Origin of the sequence: Paraburkholderia sp. WS6, from assembly GCF_030464835.1 — a bacterium.
GTDB lineage: Bacteria > Pseudomonadota > Gammaproteobacteria > Burkholderiales > Burkholderiaceae > Paraburkholderia > Paraburkholderia madseniana.
The window spans coordinates 46201-66209 of the sequence record NZ_JALQCK010000046.1; the positions used below are offsets into that span (position 1 = coordinate 46201).

General features: G+C 61.2%; 20 protein-coding genes. 13 read left to right on the forward strand and 7 right to left on the reverse strand.

The window, feature by feature from the left end; genetic code table 11:
- Nucleotides 1-334: 334 nt before the first annotated feature.
- The 8 genes from M0D64_RS36870 to M0D64_RS36905 all read left to right on the forward strand — a co-directional run bounded on the left by M0D64_RS36870 (nucleotide 335) and on the right by M0D64_RS36905 (nucleotide 6932).
- On the forward strand, nucleotides 335-943 hold the full coding sequence (locus M0D64_RS36870; protein ID WP_171928119.1) for a TIGR00645 family protein: 609 nt from the start codon (nucleotides 335-337) through the stop codon (nucleotides 941-943).
- A gap of 57 nt (nucleotides 944-1000) precedes the next feature.
- Complete coding sequence (locus M0D64_RS36875; protein ID WP_154565531.1) at nucleotides 1001-2524, forward strand: fumarate hydratase; 1524 nt, start codon at nucleotides 1001-1003, stop codon at nucleotides 2522-2524.
- 200 nt (nucleotides 2525-2724) lie between these two features.
- Nucleotides 2725-3204 (forward strand): bacterioferritin, encoded by a 480-nt coding sequence (gene bfr, locus M0D64_RS36880; protein WP_054042121.1) that lies wholly within the window; start codon nucleotides 2725-2727, stop codon nucleotides 3202-3204.
- 180 nt (nucleotides 3205-3384) lie between these two features.
- Complete coding sequence (gene murI / locus M0D64_RS36885; protein ID WP_266261344.1) at nucleotides 3385-4272, forward strand: glutamate racemase; 888 nt, start codon at nucleotides 3385-3387, stop codon at nucleotides 4270-4272.
- A 216-nt stretch (nucleotides 4273-4488) separates the two neighbouring features.
- Entirely contained in the window at nucleotides 4489-4725 is a 237-nt protein-coding gene (locus M0D64_RS36890) for a bacterioferritin-associated ferredoxin (RefSeq protein WP_097391932.1), read from the forward strand.
- Nucleotides 4726-5011: 286 nt separating this feature from the next.
- Nucleotides 5012-5740, forward strand: a complete 729-nt coding sequence (locus tag M0D64_RS36895; RefSeq protein WP_266261345.1) for an energy transducer TonB — start codon at nucleotides 5012-5014, stop codon at nucleotides 5738-5740.
- Between the two features lie 27 nt (nucleotides 5741-5767).
- A complete protein-coding gene (locus M0D64_RS36900) occupies nucleotides 5768-6496 on the forward strand; it encodes a MotA/TolQ/ExbB proton channel family protein (RefSeq protein ID WP_054042128.1) in 729 nt (242 codons plus the stop codon).
- 16 nt (nucleotides 6497-6512) lie between these two features.
- Nucleotides 6513-6932 carry a biopolymer transporter ExbD gene (locus tag M0D64_RS36905; RefSeq protein ID WP_054042130.1) on the forward strand — a complete coding sequence of 140 codons (420 nt, stop codon included), beginning with the start codon at nucleotides 6513-6515 and terminating at the stop codon, nucleotides 6930-6932.
- Between the two features lie 402 nt (nucleotides 6933-7334).
- Here M0D64_RS36905 and M0D64_RS36910 read toward each other — a convergent pair whose 3' ends face one another.
- Entirely contained in the window at nucleotides 7335-8321 is a 987-nt protein-coding gene (locus M0D64_RS36910) for a LysR family transcriptional regulator (protein WP_266261346.1), read from the reverse strand.
- Between the two features lie 123 nt (nucleotides 8322-8444).
- Here M0D64_RS36910 and M0D64_RS36915 point away from each other — a divergent pair, with 123 nt between their 5' ends.
- The 4 genes from M0D64_RS36915 to hemP all read left to right on the forward strand — a co-directional run bounded on the left by M0D64_RS36915 (nucleotide 8445) and on the right by hemP (nucleotide 10905).
- Complete coding sequence (locus tag M0D64_RS36915) at nucleotides 8445-9323, forward strand: pirin family protein (protein ID WP_171928116.1); 879 nt, start codon at nucleotides 8445-8447, stop codon at nucleotides 9321-9323.
- Between the two features lie 193 nt (nucleotides 9324-9516).
- The gene (locus M0D64_RS36920; protein ID WP_154565525.1) at nucleotides 9517-9915 is read left to right on the forward strand and encodes an OsmC family protein; all 399 of its coding nucleotides are present in this window, start codon (nucleotides 9517-9519) and stop codon (nucleotides 9913-9915) included.
- 117 nt (nucleotides 9916-10032) lie between these two features.
- Nucleotides 10033-10515 carry an SRPBCC family protein gene (locus tag M0D64_RS36925; RefSeq protein ID WP_154565524.1) on the forward strand — a complete coding sequence of 161 codons (483 nt, stop codon included), beginning with the start codon at nucleotides 10033-10035 and terminating at the stop codon, nucleotides 10513-10515.
- A 129-nt stretch (nucleotides 10516-10644) separates the two neighbouring features.
- Complete coding sequence (hemP, locus tag M0D64_RS36930) at nucleotides 10645-10905, forward strand: hemin uptake protein HemP (protein ID WP_171928115.1); 261 nt, start codon at nucleotides 10645-10647, stop codon at nucleotides 10903-10905.
- A gap of 297 nt (nucleotides 10906-11202) precedes the next feature.
- Here the strand turns inward: hemP and M0D64_RS36935 are convergent, their stop codons facing one another.
- The 5 genes from M0D64_RS36935 to uvrB form a co-directional block, all read right to left on the reverse strand.
- Nucleotides 11203-12609, reverse strand: coding sequence for a 4Fe-4S binding protein (locus M0D64_RS36935; RefSeq protein WP_266261347.1), 1407 nt, complete (start codon nucleotides 12607-12609; stop codon nucleotides 11203-11205).
- Nucleotides 12606-13451, reverse strand: coding sequence for an FTR1 family protein (locus tag M0D64_RS36940; protein WP_266261348.1), 846 nt, complete (start codon nucleotides 13449-13451; stop codon nucleotides 12606-12608). Before M0D64_RS36940 ends, M0D64_RS36935 begins: the two co-directional genes overlap by 4 nt.
- An 88-nt stretch (nucleotides 13452-13539) precedes the next feature.
- Nucleotides 13540-13872, reverse strand: a complete 333-nt coding sequence (locus tag M0D64_RS36945) for a cupredoxin domain-containing protein (RefSeq protein WP_266261349.1) — start codon at nucleotides 13870-13872, stop codon at nucleotides 13540-13542.
- A 121-nt stretch (nucleotides 13873-13993) separates the two neighbouring features.
- On the reverse strand, nucleotides 13994-14542 hold the full coding sequence (locus M0D64_RS36950; protein WP_154565519.1) for an iron transporter: 549 nt from the start codon (nucleotides 14540-14542) through the stop codon (nucleotides 13994-13996).
- 341 nt (nucleotides 14543-14883) lie between these two features.
- Nucleotides 14884-16977: an excinuclease ABC subunit UvrB gene (uvrB, locus tag M0D64_RS36955; RefSeq protein ID WP_266261350.1), complete on the reverse strand. Its 2094-nt coding sequence runs from the start codon at nucleotides 16975-16977 to the stop codon at nucleotides 14884-14886.
- 395 nt (nucleotides 16978-17372) lie between these two features.
- Here uvrB and M0D64_RS36960 point away from each other — a divergent pair, with 395 nt between their 5' ends.
- Nucleotides 17373-18572 (forward strand): amino acid aminotransferase, encoded by a 1200-nt coding sequence (locus M0D64_RS36960; protein ID WP_266261351.1) that lies wholly within the window; start codon nucleotides 17373-17375, stop codon nucleotides 18570-18572.
- 195 nt (nucleotides 18573-18767) lie between these two features.
- Here the strand turns inward: M0D64_RS36960 and M0D64_RS36965 are convergent, their stop codons facing one another.
- Nucleotides 18768-20006, reverse strand: coding sequence for a patatin-like phospholipase family protein (locus tag M0D64_RS36965; RefSeq protein WP_266261352.1), 1239 nt, complete (start codon nucleotides 20004-20006; stop codon nucleotides 18768-18770).
- Nucleotides 20007-20009: the final 3 nt, after the last annotated feature.

The following is a 20009-nucleotide window of genomic DNA, read 5'->3' on the forward strand; positions in this document are numbered from 1 at the left end:
ATGCTAACTGAACTAGCCGTCTGGATTCCAGCTTGAATCGTTACTCCCTGCTTCTCATTACCTCGCCTGCGCAGTGGCAGGGATCTGGCTGGCGAGCCTGAAGGTCAAGCGATGTCGCCGGTGGCCTCGTCAGCGCCGCACTGCCCTCCGCGCCGCAGCAAATTTAACCGACGCTGTACAATAGCGCGCCTGACGCGAGCTTTTCCGGCCTCCCCTGGCCGCGTACCGCGCCGTCTGCGCCTCGTTTGCGTGCTTGATCCGCGCGTCTATTTGCGCTGCGGATCAGCGCCTTTAGTCCGTGTTCCGTCACCTGCGTTTCATCTGACTCTTGCCTATGTCCGCTCCGCGCCCCGACTCAGCCCGTCAGCGCCGCCCGCTGCGTCCGCTCCCCGCCCTCATCTTCATGAGCCGCTGGCTGCAAGTGCCGCTCTACCTCGGCCTGATCGTCGCGCAAGGCGTGTACGTCGTCCTGTTCCTGAAAGAAGTCTGGCATCTGGTCAGCGCGTCCATGACGCTCGACGAAACCAACATCATGCTGGTGGTACTCGGCCTAATCGACGTGGTGATGATCTCGAACCTGCTGATCATGGTGATTATCGGCGGGTATGAAACCTTCGTGTCGCGCCTGGGCGTTGAGGGTCATCCGGACGAACCGGAATGGCTCGACCACGTGAACGCCGGCGTGCTGAAGGTCAAATTGTCGATGGCGCTGATCAGCATCTCGTCGATCCATCTGTTGAAGACCTTCATCAGCCCCGATCAGAATTCGACGCACACCATCATGTGGCAGGTCGTCATCCACGTCGCGTTCCTCGTGTCGGCGCTGGTGATGGCTCTCGTCGACCGTCTGACCACCCATACACATCCGAAACATTTTCAGGAACCCACGGCGCTGCATGTCGTGAGTTCGACCGGTTCCACTCCCCTGAAGGCGCACGACTGACCGCACTGCCCTGCGAGTCTGATAACAAGCGCCATTGTCCCCACTGAGCTAGCCATCATGACCGTCATCAAACAGGAAGATCTGATTCAGAGCATTGCTGATTCGCTTCAGTACATCAGCTATTACCACCCGCTCGATTACATCCAGGCCTTGGGCCGCGCTTACGAGCTCGAAGAGAGCCCGGCCGCGAAGGATGCGATCGCGCAGATCCTCACCAACAGCCGCATGTGCGCCGAAGGCAAGCGCCCGATCTGCCAGGACACCGGCATCGTCACGGTGTTCGTGAAGGTCGGCATGGACGTGCGTTGGGACGGTGCGACGATGGGCGTCACCGAGATGATCAACGAAGGCGTGCGCCGCGGTTATCTGAACCCGGACAACGTGCTGCGCGCATCGATCGTCAGCCCGCCGGAAGGCGCGCGCAAGAACACGAAAGACAACACGCCAGCCGTGATCCACTACGAGATCGTGCCGGGCGACAAGGTCGACGTGCAGGTTGCGGCGAAGGGCGGCGGCTCGGAGAACAAATCGAAGTTCGCGATGCTGAACCCTTCGGACTCGATCGTCGACTGGATTCTGAAGACCGTGCCGACCATGGGCGCAGGCTGGTGCCCGCCGGGCATGCTCGGCATTGGCATCGGCGGCACCGCCGAGAAAGCGATGGTGATGGCGAAGGAATCGCTGATGGATCCGATCGACATTCAGGACGTGATCGCGCGCGGCCCGCAGGACTGGATCGAAGAACTGCGTGTCGAACTGCACGAGAAGGTCAACGCGCTCGGTATTGGCGCACAAGGTCTCGGCGGTCTGGCTACGGTCCTCGACGTCAAGATCATGGCCGCACCGACTCACGCTGCGAGCAAGCCGATCGCAATCATCCCGAACTGCGCAGCGACCCGTCACGCACACTTCACACTGGACGGTTCAGGCGTGGCGAAGCTCGAAGCGCCGTCGCTCGACGCATGGCCGAAAGTCCAGTGGGAACCGGACACGGAAAAGAGCCAGCGCGTCGATCTGAACACGCTGACGCCGGAAGAAGTCGCAGCCTGGAAGCCGGGCCAGACGCTGCTGCTGTCGGGCAAGATGTTGACGGGCCGTGACGCGGCACATAAGCGCATCGCCGACATGCTCGCGAAGGGCGAAAAGCTGCCGGTCGACTTCACGAATCGCGTGATCTATTACGTCGGACCAGTCGATCCGGTGCGTGACGAAGCAGTCGGCCCGGCAGGCCCGACCACCGCCACGCGGATGGACAAGTTCACCGAGACGATGTTGTCGCAAACCGGTCTTATTTCGATGATCGGCAAAGCCGAGCGTGGCCCGGTTGCGATCGAGGCGATCAAGAAGCACAAGGCCGCGTATCTGATGGCCGTGGGCGGCGCTGCTTACCTCGTGTCGAAAGCAATTCGCAGCGCGAAGGTTCTCGCGTTCGAAGACCTCGGCATGGAAGCGATCTACGAGTTCGACGTGCAGGACATGCCCGTGACGGTTGCCGTCGATTCGAACGGCACCTCGGTGCACCAGACTGGCCCGAAGGAATGGCAAGCGAAGATCGGCAAGATTCCGGTCGCGACGGTTTGATCGGCGTTTGATCGGCGGTAACAGCTGAAAAAAATGGAAGCCGGGGCCTCGAACCCCGGCTTTTTTATGCTGAAATGAGAACGGTACGCATCACGCACAAAACCTTGCAAATCAAGGCAAAAAACTGTGTTTTTGCCTTGGCTTTTTGTCCTTCGGCGTTTATTGTTCTGGGAAATTCAAGTCTCTAATAAGGAAACCCCATGCAAGGCGACAAGAAAGTTATCGAGTATCTGAACTCCCAGCTCAAGAACGAGCTCACCGCCATTAACCAGTACTTCCTGCACGCACGGATGTACAAGCACTGGGGACTCGAGAAACTCGGCAAGCATGAATACGACGAATCGATCGGCGAAATGAAGCACGCCGACTGGCTGATCGAACGCATTTTCATGCTCGACGGCCTGCCGAACCTGCAAGACCTGCACAAGCTGCTGATCGGCGAAGAAACCAAAGAAATCCTCGAATGCGATCTGAAGCTCGAACAGATTTCGCAAAGCACCTGCAAAGAAGCAATCGCGTATTGCGAATCCGTTCGTGATTTCATCTCGCGCGAAATCTTCGTGAAGATTCTCGACGACACTGAAGAACACATTGACTGGCTCGAAACGCAACTGGATCTGATCGACAAGGTCGGCATCCAGAACTATCAACAAACCGCAATGGGTTCGATCGAGTCCTGATCGGACCACGGTGGAATAGCCCGCGCGCCGGCTCATGGGCCTGCTCATACGCCGTCCCGTTTGGCAGCTTGTTTGCCAGCTCATTTGTCAGGACCGGCGCCGCGCGGGCGGTATACTTGCGCACTTCCCCGTTTTCGTGAGTTTTCCGTGACCGCTGTGCCGCGCGTGTCCACATCGCCTATGACCGCAGAATCGCCGTCCTCAAGCACCCGGGTTGCCACCTCAGGTGGCAGTTCGCGAGCGCCGGTCGGCATATTCGACTCGGGTCTGGGCGGTTTGTCGGTGCTGCGGGCGGTTCGGGCGCAACTGCCCGGCGAAGCGCTCATCTATGTCGCCGACTCGCTCTACGCCCCCTACGGCGAACGCGACGACGACTTCATCGCCGACCGTACCCTCGCAATCGGACAATGGCTCGCCAGCCAGGGCGCGAAGGCGCTGGTGGTCGCATGCAACACAGCGACCGCGCAGTCAATCGCGCTGGTCCGCGAAAAGCTGGCGATTCCGCTGGTGGGGGTCGAGCCCGGCATCAAACCGGCCGCGCTGCAGTCGAAAACACGCGTCGCCGGCGTGCTCGCCACGCAAGTGACCTTGCGCAGCGCCCGCTTTCAGGGGCTACTGGAGCGCTACGCCGCCGATTGCCGTTTTCTTTGCCAGCCGGGCCACGGGCTCGTACAGGCGGTGGAACGCTGCGACGTAGGCTCCGCCGAACTGCGCGCGCTGCTGCGCAGCTACCTGCAGCCCATGCTCGATGCCGGCGCCGACACCCTGGTGCTCGGCTGCACCCACTACCCGTTTCTCGATGCAGCGATCCGCGACATCGTCGGCGACCGGCTAATGCTGATCGATACGAGCGTGGCCATTGCGCGCCAGCTCGAACGGGTACTCGACCAGCACGGGTTGCGCGCCGTCCCGGAAAGCGCCGGCGCTGTTCTGCCCCGCTTTTATTCGACCAGCGACGGCACCCATCAGCAACAGCTCGCCGCGACCCTGCTGCAAATCGATGCCGCAGTCGACCAGGTCGTGATTCCGTCGCGCCGCACGGCAGCGCCGGATTCCCAAGCCGCATAAAACCCCTCGCCACCGCGTTTTTGGGCCGCCGCGCGGCCTTTTTGCACGCTTTTTAGGCGTTTTCGCACCTTCTCCGGCGCTTGCCCGGGATTCCGCTCTTTAGGCGAAACCCTTCTAAGAGTCTGGTTTTGTTACAAAAAATCATGCAGGACGCTTGCCAAACGAGCCAATCAAAATGATAATAGTTCGCATTAACGTTAGCTATGACGCCCTGCCATGATTGTCTGTGTCTGCAAGTCTGTTTCTGACCGAAAGATCCGTGCCTCGATCGCGGATGGCGTCGATTCGTTCGACGAACTCCAGTTCGAACTCGGCGTCGCTTCCTGCTGTGGCAAGTGCGCGGATTCCGTGCGCGGCGTCATGATGGAAAGCGGCGTGTGCGCGAGCCGCTGCGGCTTCGATCATCACTCGCAGGCCATGCCGCTGACGTTTTACGAACGCAAGGCCGCCTGAGTCGCGGCTTGAGGGCGCGGCCCACGCGGCGCGCCCAGAGTGTTCACTGCCTCCCTGCTTCATGCTCTGTTTTACGCGCGGTTTCACGCGCTGCTTCACGCGTTATCCCACTGCCGTCAGCAAGCCAGTATCCGTACCAGCCAGCTACCCGCTCACCCGTCAAAAGGAGTTCGAGATGGAATTGCTGATTGGTTTCGTGACTACTTTGTTCATTTCGCTGCTGATCTTCCGAACATGACGATGTCTTGCCTGACGTGCCGCATCGACGGCACGCCGCCACGCTAACATGCAGGCCTCGCATACCGTTTCAGCCGGCACCACGTCGGCTTCGTCCCCCCGAATGAATTCCCGTGCGTTGGCCGCGACTGCCGCGGTCGCGGCAATTCACATCGCTTTGCTTGCAGTAATCCTGACGCTGCGTCATGAACCGCTGCAACCCGTGATCGAATCGAAGGTGATGACCGCGCAGTTGCTGGCGCCGGCGCCGGTCGCCGCGCCCGTCGCGCTGCAATCGATCGCCCCGCCGCCGCCCAAGCCGACACCGCCGGTTCACACCAAACCGAAGGTCCAGCCCAAGCCGACACATTCGCCAACCCCCACGCCGTTGCCGGTCGCCGCGGCCCCGTCGCCGACGCCTGTCGCCGCGCCCGAGCCGACGCCCGCGCCTGCCGCACCGGCGGCGCCTGCCGCTCAGGCCGCGCCGGCAATCGGCCGTCCGACCATGGACATCACGGCGCCGAAGAATGTCTCGCACATCGAGTGCAGCATGATCACGCCGGACTACCCCGCGCTGTCGAAGCGCCGTGGCGAAACCGGTACAGCCTATGTGACGTTCGTCATCGGCCCGACGGGGAAGGTCGAAAGCATCTCGCTCAAAAAGAGCAGCGGCTTCAGCCGTCTGGACGACGCCGCCATCGCCGCCGCGCATGCGAGCTCGTGCAAGCCCTATGTCGAGAACGGTCAGGCTATTCGGGCCACGGCCACCCAGCCTTACAACTTCAATCTGAACGATTGAGGCAGATTTTAAAAACAAGGAATTGCAATGCAAAACTACGGATTGGCGCACGTGTGGGCGCAAGGGGATTTCGTGACGCGCGGTATCGCGCTCGCGCTGTTGATCATGTCGGTCATGTCGTGGAGCGTGATCGTCATCAAAGGCTGGAATGTGATGCGCCTGAAGCGTCTCACGAAGAATGCCGAGCAGCAGTTCTGGCATTCGGACGATCTCGCCGACGGCGTGAAGAAGCTCGGCGCCGAATCGTCGACGCCGCAGGACAATCCGTTCCTCGCACTCGCACTGTCGGGCCAGGAAGCCGCCGATCATCATCATCAGACGCAACCGCATCTGCACGATCGCATGGACGTGTCGGATTGGGTGACGCGCTGCCTGAAGGACACGATGGACGAAAGCGTCGCGCGCATGCAAAGCGGTCTGGCGATTCTCGCCTCGATCGGCAGCACGGCGCCGTTCGTCGGCCTGTTCGGCACGGTGTGGGGCATCTATCACGCACTGCTGGCGATCGGCGCGAGCGGTCAGTCGTCGATCGATCAGGTCGCGGGCCCGGTCGGTGAAGCACTGATCATGACCGCGTTCGGCCTGTTCGTCGCGATTCCGGCTGTGCTCGGCTACAACGCACTGACGCGCGCCAACAAGGCGATCGTCGCCAAGCTGAGCCGCTTTGCACACGGTCTGCATGCGTTCTTCGTGACGGGCGCCCGTCTGTCGTCATCCAAACGCGGTGACGGTTTACGCCTCGCGCGCGCCAACTGATCGACGAGGCACTCCGATGGCAATGAGCCCCTTCGCCGGCGACGATGACGACGGCCTGATGAACGAAATCAACATGACGCCGCTCGTCGACGTGATGTTGGTTCTCCTGATCGTCTTCATGGTGACGATTCCGGTGATTCGTCACGCGGTCAAAATCGATCTGCCGCATGCGAGCAGTCAGAAGGAAGACACCAAGCCCGCGCAAGTCACGGTCTCCGTCGATGCGGACGGCAACGTCTTGTGGGACGACAAGAAGGTCGACGACGCAGCGCTGCGCGCGAAAATTGCAGAGGCTGCGCAAGCGAACCCGCAGCCGGAGCTGCATCTGGATGCGGACCGCAAGGTCGCGTACGAGAAAGTGGCGGAAGTGATGTCGGCGGCGCAGGCCGGCGGTCTCACGAAGATCGGCTTCGTCACGCAGCCCAAAGGCAAATAATCGCAAGTGATCTGAGCGCAGCAATGCGCCCTTGTTAAGCAGCGTCTGCCGAAAAAACAGAAAAGCCCTTGAAACAAGGGCTAAAAGTAAAAGGCCTTCATCGTCAGATGAAGGCCTTTTTTTTGCGCACTCGGCGCCTTCGGGCGGCGGGATCATTTACCATCAGAAGATGACTGATAGCTCGAGTCACCGCATGCGACAGCCGTGATCGACACGGACAGCGCGGTCAGCCCTATCAGGCCCACTATCATAGAGGCCATGAGTTTTCGCATAAGAGACTCCTTAGCGAAGGGATTTCACTATAGGCCTGTGAGCGCGCGCATTCAAGCAAACCGCCATTGAAAGTACTCATGACAGGCGGCGCTTAAATGCTAAAAGCGATGTTGCCGTGCGTAATAAGTGCTATGACGCAACCGCAAAAGCGGGCTGCGCGGCGTCTTGCTCGGCGCGCGTCGGACACTCGCCCATGATGTGTTTACCTTCGTCCGGATCGAGCATTTCGACCAGATAATCGACGAACGCGCGCACAGCCGGCACCATTCCCTGCCGCGACACGAATACCGCGTACAACTGCGGCGTCGGAAAGGTCCAGCCCGGCATCACCGGCGACAATTGCCCCGCGCGCAGAGCGCTGCCGTACATCATCTCCGGCAATGCGGCGATACCCACGCCGGACAGCACCGCTTCACGGATCGTCATCAGATCGGCGGTGACGAGGCGCGGCTCGTGTTCGTGCGCGTGGCGCGTGCCGTCGGGGGCGATCAGCTCGAAGACATGGCGTCCGTCGCCGGTTGGCACGTCGAGCGTTTCGAACCGGCTCAGATCGGCAGGCAACAGCGGCGGCGCATTCTGCTGCAACAGGCTCGGTGCGCCGACCAGCATCTGCTGCGTGCGCCACAACGGCCGCACGACGATGTTGGCGTTCTCCGGCGGAGCGGAGCGCACGCGCAACGCGATATCGATCGAATCTTCAAACAGATCGACCACACGGTTCGTGACGCGCATGACCACACGCACTTCCGGGTAGCGATGCATGAATTCCGGCAGGATCTGCGACAGGATGGTCTGCGAAATCGTCACCGGCACGCTCACGCGCACCGTGCCACGTGGCGACGACCGCAATTGCTGTACGACGTTGACGGCCGCCTGTGCTTCGCTCAGCATCGCCTGACAGTGCTGGTAGAAGAGCTGGCCGGCTTCAGTGAGCGCCAGCTTGCGGGTGGAACGCTGCAGCAAACGTACGCCTAGCGACGCTTCCAGCTCGGTGAGCCGGCGCGACAGGCGCGACTTGGAAATGCCCAGCACGCGCTCGGCGGCAGAAAAACCGCCATGTTCGACGACCTGCGAGAAATACATCAGGTCATTCAGATTGTGTGAATCGATCTTCATCTCATCGTTCCAGTAATAGAACAATCCATTGCGTGAGGGTGGCTGGCACCTAGGAAAACGGTCCCTATAATAGCTCTATGTTTCAAAAATAACGCTATTCCCCATTTTTCAAGGTGACTTTTGATGAGCACGACACGCACGATCGAACGCACGTTTCCCGCCGTTCGCACGACCGAAGGCGGCGGCTTTATCGTCCACCGCCCGTTTCCGACCCGTTTGCTGATGGATTTCGATCCGTTCCTGCTGCTCGACGAAATGGGGCCGATCGACTACGCGCCGGGCGAGGCAAAAGGCGCGCCGGATCATCCGCATCGCGGCTTCGAAACGGTCACGTACGCGCTCGAGGGCCAGTTCGGCCACAAGGATTCGGCGGGCCATTCGGGCACGCTGCATGCCGGCGACGTGCAATGGATGACGGCGGGCGCAGGCGTCGTGCACAGTGAAATGCCGGATCCGTCGTTCATGCGTACGGGTGGGCGGGTGCATGGCGTGCAACTGTGGGTGAACCTGCCGCGCCGCGACAAGATGATCGCGCCGCGCTATCAGGAGATACCGTCGGCCAGCATTCCGGTCGCAACATCCGCGGACGGCAAGGTCCGCGTCAAGGTGATCGCGGGCGAAGCGCTCGGCGTGAAGGCGGCGATCGAAACGCGCACGCCGATCCTGTATCAGCATTTCTCGCTGCAACCGGGCGCGACGATCCAGCAACCGGTGCCGGCCGACTATCGCGTGTTTGCTTACAGCCTGTCCGGCAAGGGCTTCTACGGCGAAGGGGAAGCACGCCAGGAAATCGACGCACAGAAGATGGTGGTGTTTGGGAACGACGGCGACTCGATCACGCTCACAGCTGGCGCCGAGCCGCTCGAAGTGCTGCTGCTGGGCGGCGTGCCGCTGAAAGAGCCGGTGGTGCGCTACGGTCCGTTCGTGATGAACACGGAAGACGAAATCCGTCAGGCCGTGACCGATTACCAGGCCGGGCGCATGGGCGCGATCACCCACTGATTTGCCACATCGGCACGCGCCGCCGCTCATGATTGCGGTGGCGCGGCGCTCATCACCCCGCCCGCGCCGCCGCTGCGCATGGGCACGAAGGCCGGTGAATTCGTTCACAATAGCAATTCATGCCGCGCGCCACGCTGTCCAACCGTGATGGATCGTAGTGCGCGGCGATTTCCGTCCCTGTTCAGGAGCGCGCATGGCAGAGTCCACCGTCACCGCCCACATCGGCTCGACGAATTTCCAGGTCCTTTTCGACGACGGCAAGCACACGTGGCTCGCCGACGAACCCGAGTCGCTTGGCGGCGGTGATCGCGGGCCGACGCCCGTCGCGCTGTTGCTGTCGAGCCTCGGCGCCTGTACGTCGATCACGCTGAAGATGTACGCTCAGCGTAAGGGCTGGCCGCTCGCCGACGTGCGCGTGGCGCTGTCGCTTGAAACCGGCGACGCGGGTTCGACCATTGACCGCAAGATCATGCTGGAAGGCGATCTGTCCGACGAGCAGCGGGAACGGCTCTTGCAAATTGCCAATGCGTGCCCGGTTCACAAGATCCTCACGCATTCGATCACGATCCGTTCGGGTCTTGCCGTCGCCTGAAGCCATGCGAGCCGCACGCGTCGGCACATTGGCGCGATAGCTCGCCGAGCGCGACAATGGTGTGATTGGCTCAACCGGGCTGAACGTTATGCAACGCTTTCATAGGAAGCCGCCGTTTTGAATTTCGAACACCTTATCCAGATCAACGATCCGTTGAATCCGTTTGTCGACTCGATGACCCGCGAGCAGTTGTGGGAGGGTCTCGTGCTGCGCGCCGAACAGCCGCAACTGTTCGTGATCGGACTCGACAGTTGCACCATCCTTTCGCGCGAAGGCGACACGCTCGAACGGGAGCTGCACTACGGCAAGGCCACCGTGCGCGACCGTGTCACGCTGCAGGATCGCCAGAGCGTGCGTTACGACATTCTGCCGACCGCGGACTATGTCGGCGGCTCGCTGACCATGACGATCGAGCAGCCTGACGAATTGCAATTGTTCCTGCGCTTCGAATACACGACCACCTTGCCGGTCTCCGACGACCAGGACGCTGTGACGACGCAAGAGATCGTGAAGTCAGCGTATCGCGAGAACGATATCGATACCGTGCGACTGATCCGCCAGTACGTGCAGGCGAGGCAAGAACCCGGTTCATTGCATTGATGCGTGTGCGGGCGCTCCGCCCGCACCATTCAACTATCGAAAGTCGAATCCGATGAATTTCTCTTGCTTGTAAATGGGAATGGTTATCATTTAGAATTAATCCATCGAATCGACCAACAGCAAAAACGAATGACCGATCTCAACCGCTCTTCCACGCTCAGCCTGCGCCGCCCGGCGGCCGCGCTGACCAGCCGTCCGAAAGCATCGACGGCGACGGCAACCGCCGCGAAGCCGGCAGCGGATCACGCCAACGGGACGAGCGAGAAGTCGGATCGGGTCGTACGCAGCGACGCGCTGCTGCAAGGACATAGCCACGTCAGCATCCTGCATAACGGCGAGACCTACCAGTTGCGTGCAACGCGCTTAGGCAAGCTGATCCTGACGAAGTAACAGGCAACAACGAATAGCAGTACGTACCGGGTATTGTGGGGACCACCTCTTCGAGAGGTGTTAGGCATTAGCCAGCCACGACGGCTTGCACGTGAGAACTAGACCCCTTCGTGCAGACACCAAGCCAGTCGTCGCAGCCAGCCAGGCCGCTTTTTTGGTTCTCACCCAATGCGGATACACGAAACGACGTGTGTCGCACATGCAGAAAATGAAAAAGCCGTGGAATGCTGTCATCTCCACGGCTTTTGTTTTACACGGCGCCGATCGGGTCCCGGCAGCGCATTGAAGCGTTAAGACTTACTTCGAAGCCCAGCCCCAGAACATGAGCCACCATGCGCTATCGACCACCGCCAGCGCCGCCGCGAACCACACCATCGCGAGGCCGCGTTGAACGAAGCGCTCGCTATAGCGACGTGTGACGAGCCAGGCGAGCCACGCGCTCCACAGGTTGGCAATCGCCAGAATCGCGATACGCATGTCCGACGCCCACCACAACGACAGATGCTCCGCGCGCAGCAGCGACAGCGTAGTCGCCGACAAGCCGAGGAACACGCCGGCGCCGGCAATCGGAATCAGGCCTTGCGTCAAATGATGCAGACGCACGAAGCTGAAGCGCCCCAGCATGCGCGACGCACCCATCAACAGCACCAGCAGCACCGTGCCGTACACGAGCGCCGTGGCGAGGATGTAGCCGATCACCATCGTGCCGTCGAGCCACGAGAACACGTCGTTCTGCTCGGGGTAATGCGTGAACAGGAACCACGGCGCGTTGGTGTCGAGCGGCCACGAGATGTCGTGATCGACCAGCCAGGTGGCGAAGAACATCTTCAGGTCGACGAACCAGCGCGAAACGGTCCAGTGGAATGCGCCGATCGCGATGCCGAGCAGGCCGTACAGGATCAATGCGGTGTCCCACGGGTTCGCCTGTTTGTCGCCGAGCTGCACGACTTCCGACGACGGCGCACGCCACGTCAGCGCGATCGCGTTGCGATGCCCGCTGCAACGGCCGCACATATGACAGTCCGACGCGCCCTTCATATTGCGTAGCGGCACCAGCGGCGCGCAGTTGATCGGAATCACGCGATGCCCATGTTCGCCGTTCTTGTACGAGCGGCGCCACGCGTCTTCATCGACTTTGTAGTGGAACGGCGCGAGACGCGCCAGTAGCGAAAAAACCCCGTTCACGGGGCACAGATACTTGCACCAGACGCGCTTCTCGCGTCCGTACAGCAGGCCGATGATCATCGCCGCGAAGGTCGAGCCGCCGAGCACCAGCAGCACCGCTTTCGGATACTGGTAGACGCTGACCATCTGCCCATAGATGGTGGTGATGCCGAACGCGACGAACGGCCAGCCGCCCCAGCGCATCCAGCGCGGAATCGCCCAACCGCGGCCATATTTGCTGGCAAATTCGGCGAGCGCGCCTTCCGGACACAGCACGCCGCACCAGACACGGCCGAGCATCACCATCGACAGCAGCACGAACGGCCACCAGATGCCCCAGAACACGAACTGCGCGGCAAGCGTCAGGTTGGTCCACAGATGCGCGGTGTCGTCCGGCAGCGGCATCACCGCCGGCACGAGAATCAGGAACGCGTACACCGCCACCACAACCCACTGAATGCCGCGGATCAAACCGCCGTGACGCTGCATCCACTGCCCGGCCGCGGCAAGGCGGCCCGGGCGGGTCATAACGGTACTCATGCCGCGCGCCCCGCGGCCTGCTGCGCCGGTTTGCGATTCGCGCGGCGCACCAACAGATAGACAACCAACCAGTACACGGCGTAGGCGACCAGATTCATCAGCGCAGGGTGGGCGCGATAACCGGTAAGCGTCGCGACCAGCGAACCGAAGGTACTCGAGTCGTCGAGGATGGCCGATGAGTTCCACATCTGGTCGATGATCGTCGGCAGAAATTCCTTGTCGATCAGCTTGTCGACACCGATCTGGAACAGACCCGCGCCGAGGAACAGCAGCATGATTTCAGTGACGCGGAAGAAGAGCCGCCACGAGAAATACTTGCCGCCCAACTGCAGCACGTAAAAGGTCAGCAATGCGAGACCGAGGCCGATGATCACAGCGAGCATCTGGCTACCATCCACGTGACCCGATTGGCCAAAGCCGAGACCGTACAGGAAGATCACCGTTTCACTGCCTTCGCGCGCGATTGCCAAGGCAACCAGCAAGGCGACACCCCACCAGTTCGAATCGCGCTTGCTCTTTTGCAGCGACTGTTCCATGTCGCGCTTGAGGGACCGGCCGTGCTGCTTCATCCACAGCACCATCTGCACGATCAGCACACACGCAACCAGCACCATTGCGGTCTGGAAATAGTCCTGCGCGTCACCGGAGAGCACTTCGGTGAAACCAACCAGCGCCGCGCCGAGCGCGACCGCCGCGACCACACCGGCCGCGACGCCGCCCCACAGGTACGGCAAACCGCGGCGCGCATCGTCGTCGCCATTTTTCAACCACGCGTACAGGATGCCGACGACCAGCAAGGCCTCAACGCTTTCCCGCCACACGATGAACAGAATCTGACCCATCCAAGCTCTCCCCTCTACCCTGCTACTGCTTTGGCGAACGCGTAACCCGGTTGCTCAAGGCATGCGTTCGCACCCCAAGCCATGACTATTACTTCGCGACGATCACGCCCTGCGCCTGCTGATGGAAATCGTCGAAGAACTTGTACTCGCCCGGCGAGAGCGGTGCGATGACGACGAACGAATCCCCGCCCGGCGCCAACACTTTTTCTTTACGCAATTGCACGCTTTCGAATTCGGCCGCGCCCTTGCCGGCGTTGCGTATCGCGATCTTGATGCGCTGCCCTGCCGGCACTTCGATGCGCGCCGGATTGAGCTTGCCGTCGTTCATTTCCAGGTTGAAGGTCGGCAGATCCGCTGCGTGCGCGGCCCCCACCGTCAAAGCGGTCATGGCGAGGATCGCGATTTTTCGGTTAATTCTCATTAGCCTTTCCGGAAAACGCGGCGCCGAGGTTCATGCCTGGCGCCGTCTGCTGCATTCATTCATGCGGTTCGCTCCGCGTTTGGCGCGGCAAACCGTGATGATTCGCGTTGATCCGCGTTGATCAGTACCCGCCCTTCTTGCCGATGCCCGCGTACGTGAAGTCGTATTCGAGCGTGATCGGCTTGAACCACGGACCCACGCCGGTTTCCTTGTCGACGTGACGGCCGAAAGCCATGTGGCCGGTTTGCATCGGCGCGTCGACCACGAGCTTCAGGTGGTATTTGCCGGGGCCCTGCAGCTTGACGTTGTCGCCGTAATGCGGACCGTCGTTGGCGACCATCGCCATCATGTCGCCCTTCTGAGTCTGATTCGAACCGGCTTTGGTCAATTCATAGCGAACTTGCAGATACGGCATCCAGTCGCCTTCGGCGAAACCGGTCGGATTGTTCTTGACTGCGTGGATGTCGGCTTCCAGGTGGACGTCCGAATCCGACGCCTTGCGCATCATGCCTTCGGGTTCCATCGTGATCGGCTGCAGATAGACCGCACCGATTTCCATGCCGCCCTGAATCTGGTGCTTGCCGATCGGGTATTCCGCTGCCGTTGCGGAGAGCGCCGCTACCGCGGCCACCGCTGCTGCGCCACCACGCACAAATGAAGAAATCCGCATTGAAACTCCTTGTTTTTATCAGACTGGAATCGAACTCATTGGAACAGTGCGGTGCGCATGCTTTTTAAGCCGCGGTCCCCACGTCCACTGACAGGGGCGACAGACCGCAGACAATCGCATTACGAACGTTAATGCGAACCATTCTCAATATTGGTCGAGTTTATCATTGATCGGCAGGGAGAACAAACGAGGAGACACCCAAAGCCTTATCGGAGCAGGGTCTTAAGGCGGTGTTAAGGGAAGCGCAGGGACGGTGTTGGCGGGGTGCAATGCGCTGGAAAGGCAAGGCGCGGCACATTGCCGCGCCTTTCTTCCCGCCTTCCTTGATAAGCAGGAAGAGTTTATTCGACGCCGGGCACGTGGTCGCCGACGTTCGCGCCAAATACGCGCTGCCGCAGCAGCGCCAATTGGTCGCGGGTCTGTGCGGCCTTTTCGAACTCGAGATTCTTGGCGTGCTCCATCATCTGCTTTTCGAGGCGCTTGAGTTCCTTGGCGAGCTGCTTCTCGGACATGTCCTCGAATTTCGCCCGAGTCTGCTGTTCCTTCAGCTCGGCGCGAGCGTCGTCGACGTTGTACACCCCGTCGATGATGTCACGAATCCGTTTGACCACGCCGCGCGGCGTAATGCCGTGCTCCAGGTTGTAGGCGATCTGCTTGGCGCGCCGCCGCTCGGTTTCGTCGATGGCGCGGCGCATCGAATCGGTCACCCGGTCCGCGTAGAGAATCGCTTTACCGTTCACGTTACGCGCCGCCCGGCCGATGGTCTGGATCAGCGAGCGCTCGGCGCGCAGGAAACCTTCCTTGTCCGCGTCGAGAATCGCAACCAGCGAGACCTCCGGGATATCCAGCCCCTCGCGCAGCAGGTTGATCCCGACCAGCACGTCGAACGTGCCCAGCCGCAGATCGCGGATGATTTCGACCCGCTCCACCGTATCGATGTCGCTGTGCAGGTAGCGCACCTTGACGCCGTGGTCGGCCAGAAACTCGGTCAACTGCTCGGCCATCCGCTTGGTCAGCACCGTGACCAGAACGCGGTCGCCCACTTTGACGCGCTCGTTGATCTCGGCGAGCACGTCGTCGACCTGGGTACGCGCGGGGCGCACCTCGATTTCCGGGTCGACGAGGCCGGTGGGACGCACCAGCTGCTCGGCCACTTGCCCCGCCGTTTTCTTTTCGTAATCGGCCGGCGTGGCCGACACGAACACGACCTGGCGCATCTTGCGCTCGAACTCGTTGAACTTGAGCGGGCGATTGTCGAGCGCCGACGGCAAGCGAAAACCGTAATCGACCAGATTCTCTTTACGCGCCCGGTCGCCGTTGTACATGCCGTTCAACTGGCCGATCAGCACGTGCGATTCGTCGAGCAGCATCAGCGCGTCGGGCGGCAAATAGTCGACCAGCGTCGGCGGCGGCTCGCCGGGTGCTGCGCCCGAGAAGTGCCGCGAGTAGTTCTCGATGCCCTTGCAGAAGCCCAGCTCCTGCAGCATTTCCAGATCGAAGCGGGTGCGCTGCTCGAGCCGCTGCGCTTCGACGAGCTTTCCGTTGCCATAGAAGAACTCGAGCCGGTCGCGCAGTTCGGTCTTGATCGTTTCGACCGCGCGCACCACGGTATCGCGCGGCGTCACATAGTGCGACGACGGGTACACGGTGAAGCGGGAAATCTTCTGCCGCACGCGGCCGGTGAGCGGATCGAACAGTTGCAGCGTCTCAACCTCGTCGTCGAATAACTCGATGCGCACCGCCATTTCGGCGTGCTCGGCCGGGAAAATATCGATCGTGTCGCCGCGCACGCGGAACGAACCGCGCTGGAAGTCGGCTTCATTGCGGTTGTACTGCATCGCGATCAGCCGGGCGATGATGTCGCGCTGGCCGAGCTTGTCGCCGGTACGCAGCGTCAGAATCATCTTGTGATATTCCGACGGGTTGCCGATACCGTAAATCGCCGACACCGTGCCGACGATGATCACGTCGCGCCGCTCCATCAGGCTTTTGGTGGCCGACAGCCGCATCTGCTCGATGTGCTCGTTGATCGACGAATCTTTCTCGATGAACAGGTCGCGCTGCGGCACATACGCTTCCGGCTGGTAGTAGTCGTAGTACGAAACGAAGTACTCGACCGCATTGCGCGGAAAGAACTCGCGAAACTCCGAATAGAGCTGCGCGGCGAGTGTCTTGTTCGGCGCGAACACGATCGCCGGCCGGCCGAGCCGCGCGATGGTGTTGGCCATCGTGAAGGTTTTGCCGGAGCCGGTCACGCCGAGCAGCGTCTGGAACGACAACCCGTCCTCGATGCCTTCGACGAGCGTGTCGATCGCCGTGGGCTGGTCGCCCGCGGGCGGATACGGCTGGTAAAGCTGGAACGGCGAGCCTTCGAACGCGACGAATTTGGATTCGTCAAGCGTCTCGTCGACTTCAGTCAGATGTTGTTCGGACATGGGGGCGGCACCGGGCCTTGGGCAAAGAACTATTCTAACGGGTTGCGGGAACCCGGGCTGAGCGGGTCGGCGTAGGGATGCGGGGTCGAACGGATGCAGGCCAACTGGCCGATGCAGGGGCGATTTCCCGTCGGCTCGAGGCAGTTGTTCGGCCTTTGCCGGCTTCGTCGCAGGCAAATCCGCTATGAGGACATGACACCGGAGTGCCTGTTTTTCAAGCAAATAATTCAGTTCAGTAGGCTTTGTCGCCCGAAAAACGCCCGTGAATTCGCTACAATGGCAAGTTGCGCTCGCTCGCCGATGCCCGCCCGCCGTCTGAATTGTCCGTCAGACACCGTTGGCCGGGCCGCCCGCGCTTGAAGCCGCCCTCTTTTCACAACTGCTGCCCATCCATCATGTCTCTGTTCTCCGCCGTCGAACTTGCTCCCCGCGACCCGATTCTGGGCCTGAACGAAGCCTTCAACGCCGATGCGCGCGCCACCAAGGTCAACCTTGGCGTTGGTGTGTACTTCAATGAAGAAGGCAAAATTCCGCTGCTGCGCGCCGTGCGCGACGCGGAAAAGGCACGCGTCGAAGCCGCGCTGCCGCGTGGCTATCTGCCGATCGAAGGCATCGCTGCCTACGACGCTGCCGTGCAGAAACTGCTGCTCGGCAACGACTCGCCGCTGATCGCCGCGGGCCGCGTCGTGACGGCGCAAGCACTGGGCGGCACGGGCGCGCTGAAAATCGGTGCCGATTTCCTGAAGCGTGTGAACCCGAACGCCAAGGTCGCGATCAGCGATCCGAGCTGGGAAAACCACCGCGCGCTGTTCGAAAGCGCCGGCTTCGAAGTCGTGAACTATCCGTACTACGAAGCGCAAACGCACGGCGTGAACTTCGAAGGCATGCTGAGCGCGCTGAACAGCTATGCAGCGGGCACGGTTGTCGTGCTGCACGCGTGCTGCCACAACCCGACCGGCGTCGACCTGACTGTCGACCAGTGGAAGCAGATCGTCGAGGTCGTCAAGGCGCGCAATCTGGTGCCGTTCCTCGACATCGCTTATCAGGGTTTCGGCGACAACATCGAATCCGACGCTGCAGCAGTCCGTCTGTTCGCGGCATCGGAACTGAACGTGTTCGTGTCGTCGTCGTTCTCGAAGTCGTTCTCTCTGTACGGTGAGCGCATCGGTGCACTGTCGATCATCACGGAAAGCAAGGAAGAATCGGCTCGCGTGTTGTCGCAACTGAAGCGCGTGATCCGCACGAACTACTCGAACCCGCCGACGCACGGCGGCTCGGTGGTTGCTGCGGTACTCGCATCGGCTGAACTGCGCGCCATGTGGGAAAGCGAACTCGCCGAAATGCGTGACCGTATCCGCGCAATGCGCAACGGTCTGGTCGAACGTCTGAAGGCCAGTGGCGTGGATCGCGATTTCAGCTTCGTGAACGCACAACGCGGCATGTTCTCGTATTCGGGTCTGACGGCGCCGCAAGTGGACCGTCTGCGCGAAGAATTCGGCATCTACGCTGTGAGCACGGGCCGCATCTGCGTGGCTGCGCTGAATACGCGCAACCTCGACGTGGTGGCTAACGCGGTCGCTCACGTGCTGAAGTAAGGCGTTTTGGAGCGCGAGCGTTTGTTGCCCGCGCTTTGCTTGGCTGTTGCTGCTCGAACTTGAATTGCTTGAGCTGCTTGTAGAAACGGCGCCCTTTCGGGTGCCGTTTTTTATTGATGGACTGTTGCTGGACGTGTGAGTGTCACCTGCCGATTGCGTCCCGCTACCGGCACTACTTTGGCACCTACGGCCGTTTCAGCGGGAATCCCGATGGATATCGTGCGTGACAAACCCTGCGTCGTTATCAGGCATGTCGAGCCAATCGGGTTGCGCGAGCGACTGCCGGATATCGTCCAGACCGCTCTTCCAATGCTCACGCATTGTCGAGAGGCCGAACTGGAAGTCCTTGAAGTGCCCTTCGTATTCCTTCTCCCGATAGATGAGGTGGATCACGTTGTAGCGCTTCGAACACGATAGATCATCCGCCAGCTTGCACCACGGATCGTCGCGCTGGTCGGACGGCACGCGATCGAGCACCTCGCGCAGCACATGCCGGAAACGCTGCGAACGTTGCAGCATATCGGTCACGAGACGTGTGCGGCTCGAGTACTGGATGTCTTTCATGCGCCCTTGAACATCAGTGATGTTGTCCGGCACCGGCCCGACTGCGCTCCACAGATCTACCTGGAACGCGAGCGTATCGCGACGCGGCGTGGTCTGAATCACCTCGTAGAGCGGCGTGTTCGACATCAAACCGCCGTCCCAGTAGAACTGGCCGTCGATTTCGACCGCCGCGAAACCCGGCGGCAACGCGCCTGACGCCATGAAATGCTCAGGCCTCAGTTTCGTATGCGTGTTATCGAAGTAGGCGAAGTTACCCGTACCGCAATTCACCGCACCCACCGACACACGCGTCTCACCGGAATTGATGCGGTCGAAGTCGCAGAGCGCTTCAAGCGTGGCCTTGAGCGGCGTGGTGTCGTAGTAGCTCGCCGTTTGCGGCGGGCCGGAGACGGTGGGCAACGGTGGCGGGAAACGCGGCACGAAAAAGCCCTTTTGCCCTTCCATGATCGCGCCCATCGCCTGAGTCGCCGTGAAGGCCTTGCGAACGGCTTCACTGGAATTGAACAACGCGTGCTCGATAAAGGCCGGCAACGGCGGCCCGAATGCCGGCTGGCAGATCGTCTCCCAGAATTGCAGCAGCCGCTCGACGCGTTTCTCCGGCGGATTGCCGGCAATGATGGCCGTATTCAGCGCGCCGATCGAAATGCCGGCGAGCCAGTTCGGCTCGATGCCGGCTTCGTAAAGTCCCTGAAAGACGCCGGCCTGATAGGCGCCGAGTGCACCACCGCCCTGCAGCATCAACGCGACGGTTTCGTAGTTGGGTATATTGATCTGCCGGCCGGGATGCGCGGCGGGCGCCAGACCAGCGCCCTCGCCTTCCCCGCCACCGGGCGCGCCAACGCGCGCCCGCTTGAGATTGCGTTGCGCCATGGG

Excerpts from the sequence above, each read along its gene's own strand:
- M0D64_RS36870 (WP_171928119.1), top strand. The coding sequence starts at position 335 with ATGTCCGCTCCGCGCCCCGACTCAGCCCGTCAGCGCCGCCCGCTGCGT.
- murI (WP_266261344.1), top strand. The coding sequence starts at position 3,385 with ATGACCGCAGAATCGCCGTCCTCAAGCACCCGGGTTGCCACCTCAGGT.
- M0D64_RS36950 (WP_154565519.1), bottom strand. The coding sequence starts at position 14,542 with ATGCGGATTTCTTCATTTGTGCGTGGTGGCGCAGCAGCGGTGGCCGCG.
- M0D64_RS36960 (WP_266261351.1), top strand. The coding sequence starts at position 17,373 with ATGTCTCTGTTCTCCGCCGTCGAACTTGCTCCCCGCGACCCGATTCTG.
- M0D64_RS36940 (WP_266261348.1), bottom strand. The coding sequence starts at position 13,451 with ATGGGTCAGATTCTGTTCATCGTGTGGCGGGAAAGCGTTGAGGCCTTG.
- bfr (WP_054042121.1), top strand. The coding sequence starts at position 2,725 with ATGCAAGGCGACAAGAAAGTTATCGAGTATCTGAACTCCCAGCTCAAG.
- M0D64_RS36965 (WP_266261352.1), bottom strand. The coding sequence starts at position 20,006 with ATGGCGCAACGCAATCTCAAGCGGGCGCGCGTTGGCGCGCCCGGTGGC.
- M0D64_RS36875 (WP_154565531.1), top strand. The coding sequence starts at position 1,001 with ATGACCGTCATCAAACAGGAAGATCTGATTCAGAGCATTGCTGATTCG.
- M0D64_RS36945 (WP_266261349.1), bottom strand. The coding sequence starts at position 13,872 with ATGAGAATTAACCGAAAAATCGCGATCCTCGCCATGACCGCTTTGACG.
- M0D64_RS36890 (WP_097391932.1), top strand. The coding sequence starts at position 4,489 with ATGATTGTCTGTGTCTGCAAGTCTGTTTCTGACCGAAAGATCCGTGCC.
- M0D64_RS36895 (WP_266261345.1), top strand. The coding sequence starts at position 5,012 with ATGCAGGCCTCGCATACCGTTTCAGCCGGCACCACGTCGGCTTCGTCC.
- M0D64_RS36900 (WP_054042128.1), top strand. The coding sequence starts at position 5,768 with ATGCAAAACTACGGATTGGCGCACGTGTGGGCGCAAGGGGATTTCGTG.
- M0D64_RS36920 (WP_154565525.1), top strand. The coding sequence starts at position 9,517 with ATGGCAGAGTCCACCGTCACCGCCCACATCGGCTCGACGAATTTCCAG.
- uvrB (WP_266261350.1), bottom strand. The coding sequence starts at position 16,977 with ATGTCCGAACAACATCTGACTGAAGTCGACGAGACGCTTGACGAATCC.
- M0D64_RS36935 (WP_266261347.1), bottom strand. The coding sequence starts at position 12,609 with ATGAGTACCGTTATGACCCGCCCGGGCCGCCTTGCCGCGGCCGGGCAG.
- M0D64_RS36915 (WP_171928116.1), top strand. The coding sequence starts at position 8,445 with ATGAGCACGACACGCACGATCGAACGCACGTTTCCCGCCGTTCGCACG.
- hemP (WP_171928115.1), top strand. The coding sequence starts at position 10,645 with ATGACCGATCTCAACCGCTCTTCCACGCTCAGCCTGCGCCGCCCGGCG.
- M0D64_RS36910 (WP_266261346.1), bottom strand. The coding sequence starts at position 8,321 with ATGAAGATCGATTCACACAATCTGAATGACCTGATGTATTTCTCGCAG.
- M0D64_RS36905 (WP_054042130.1), top strand. The coding sequence starts at position 6,513 with ATGGCAATGAGCCCCTTCGCCGGCGACGATGACGACGGCCTGATGAAC.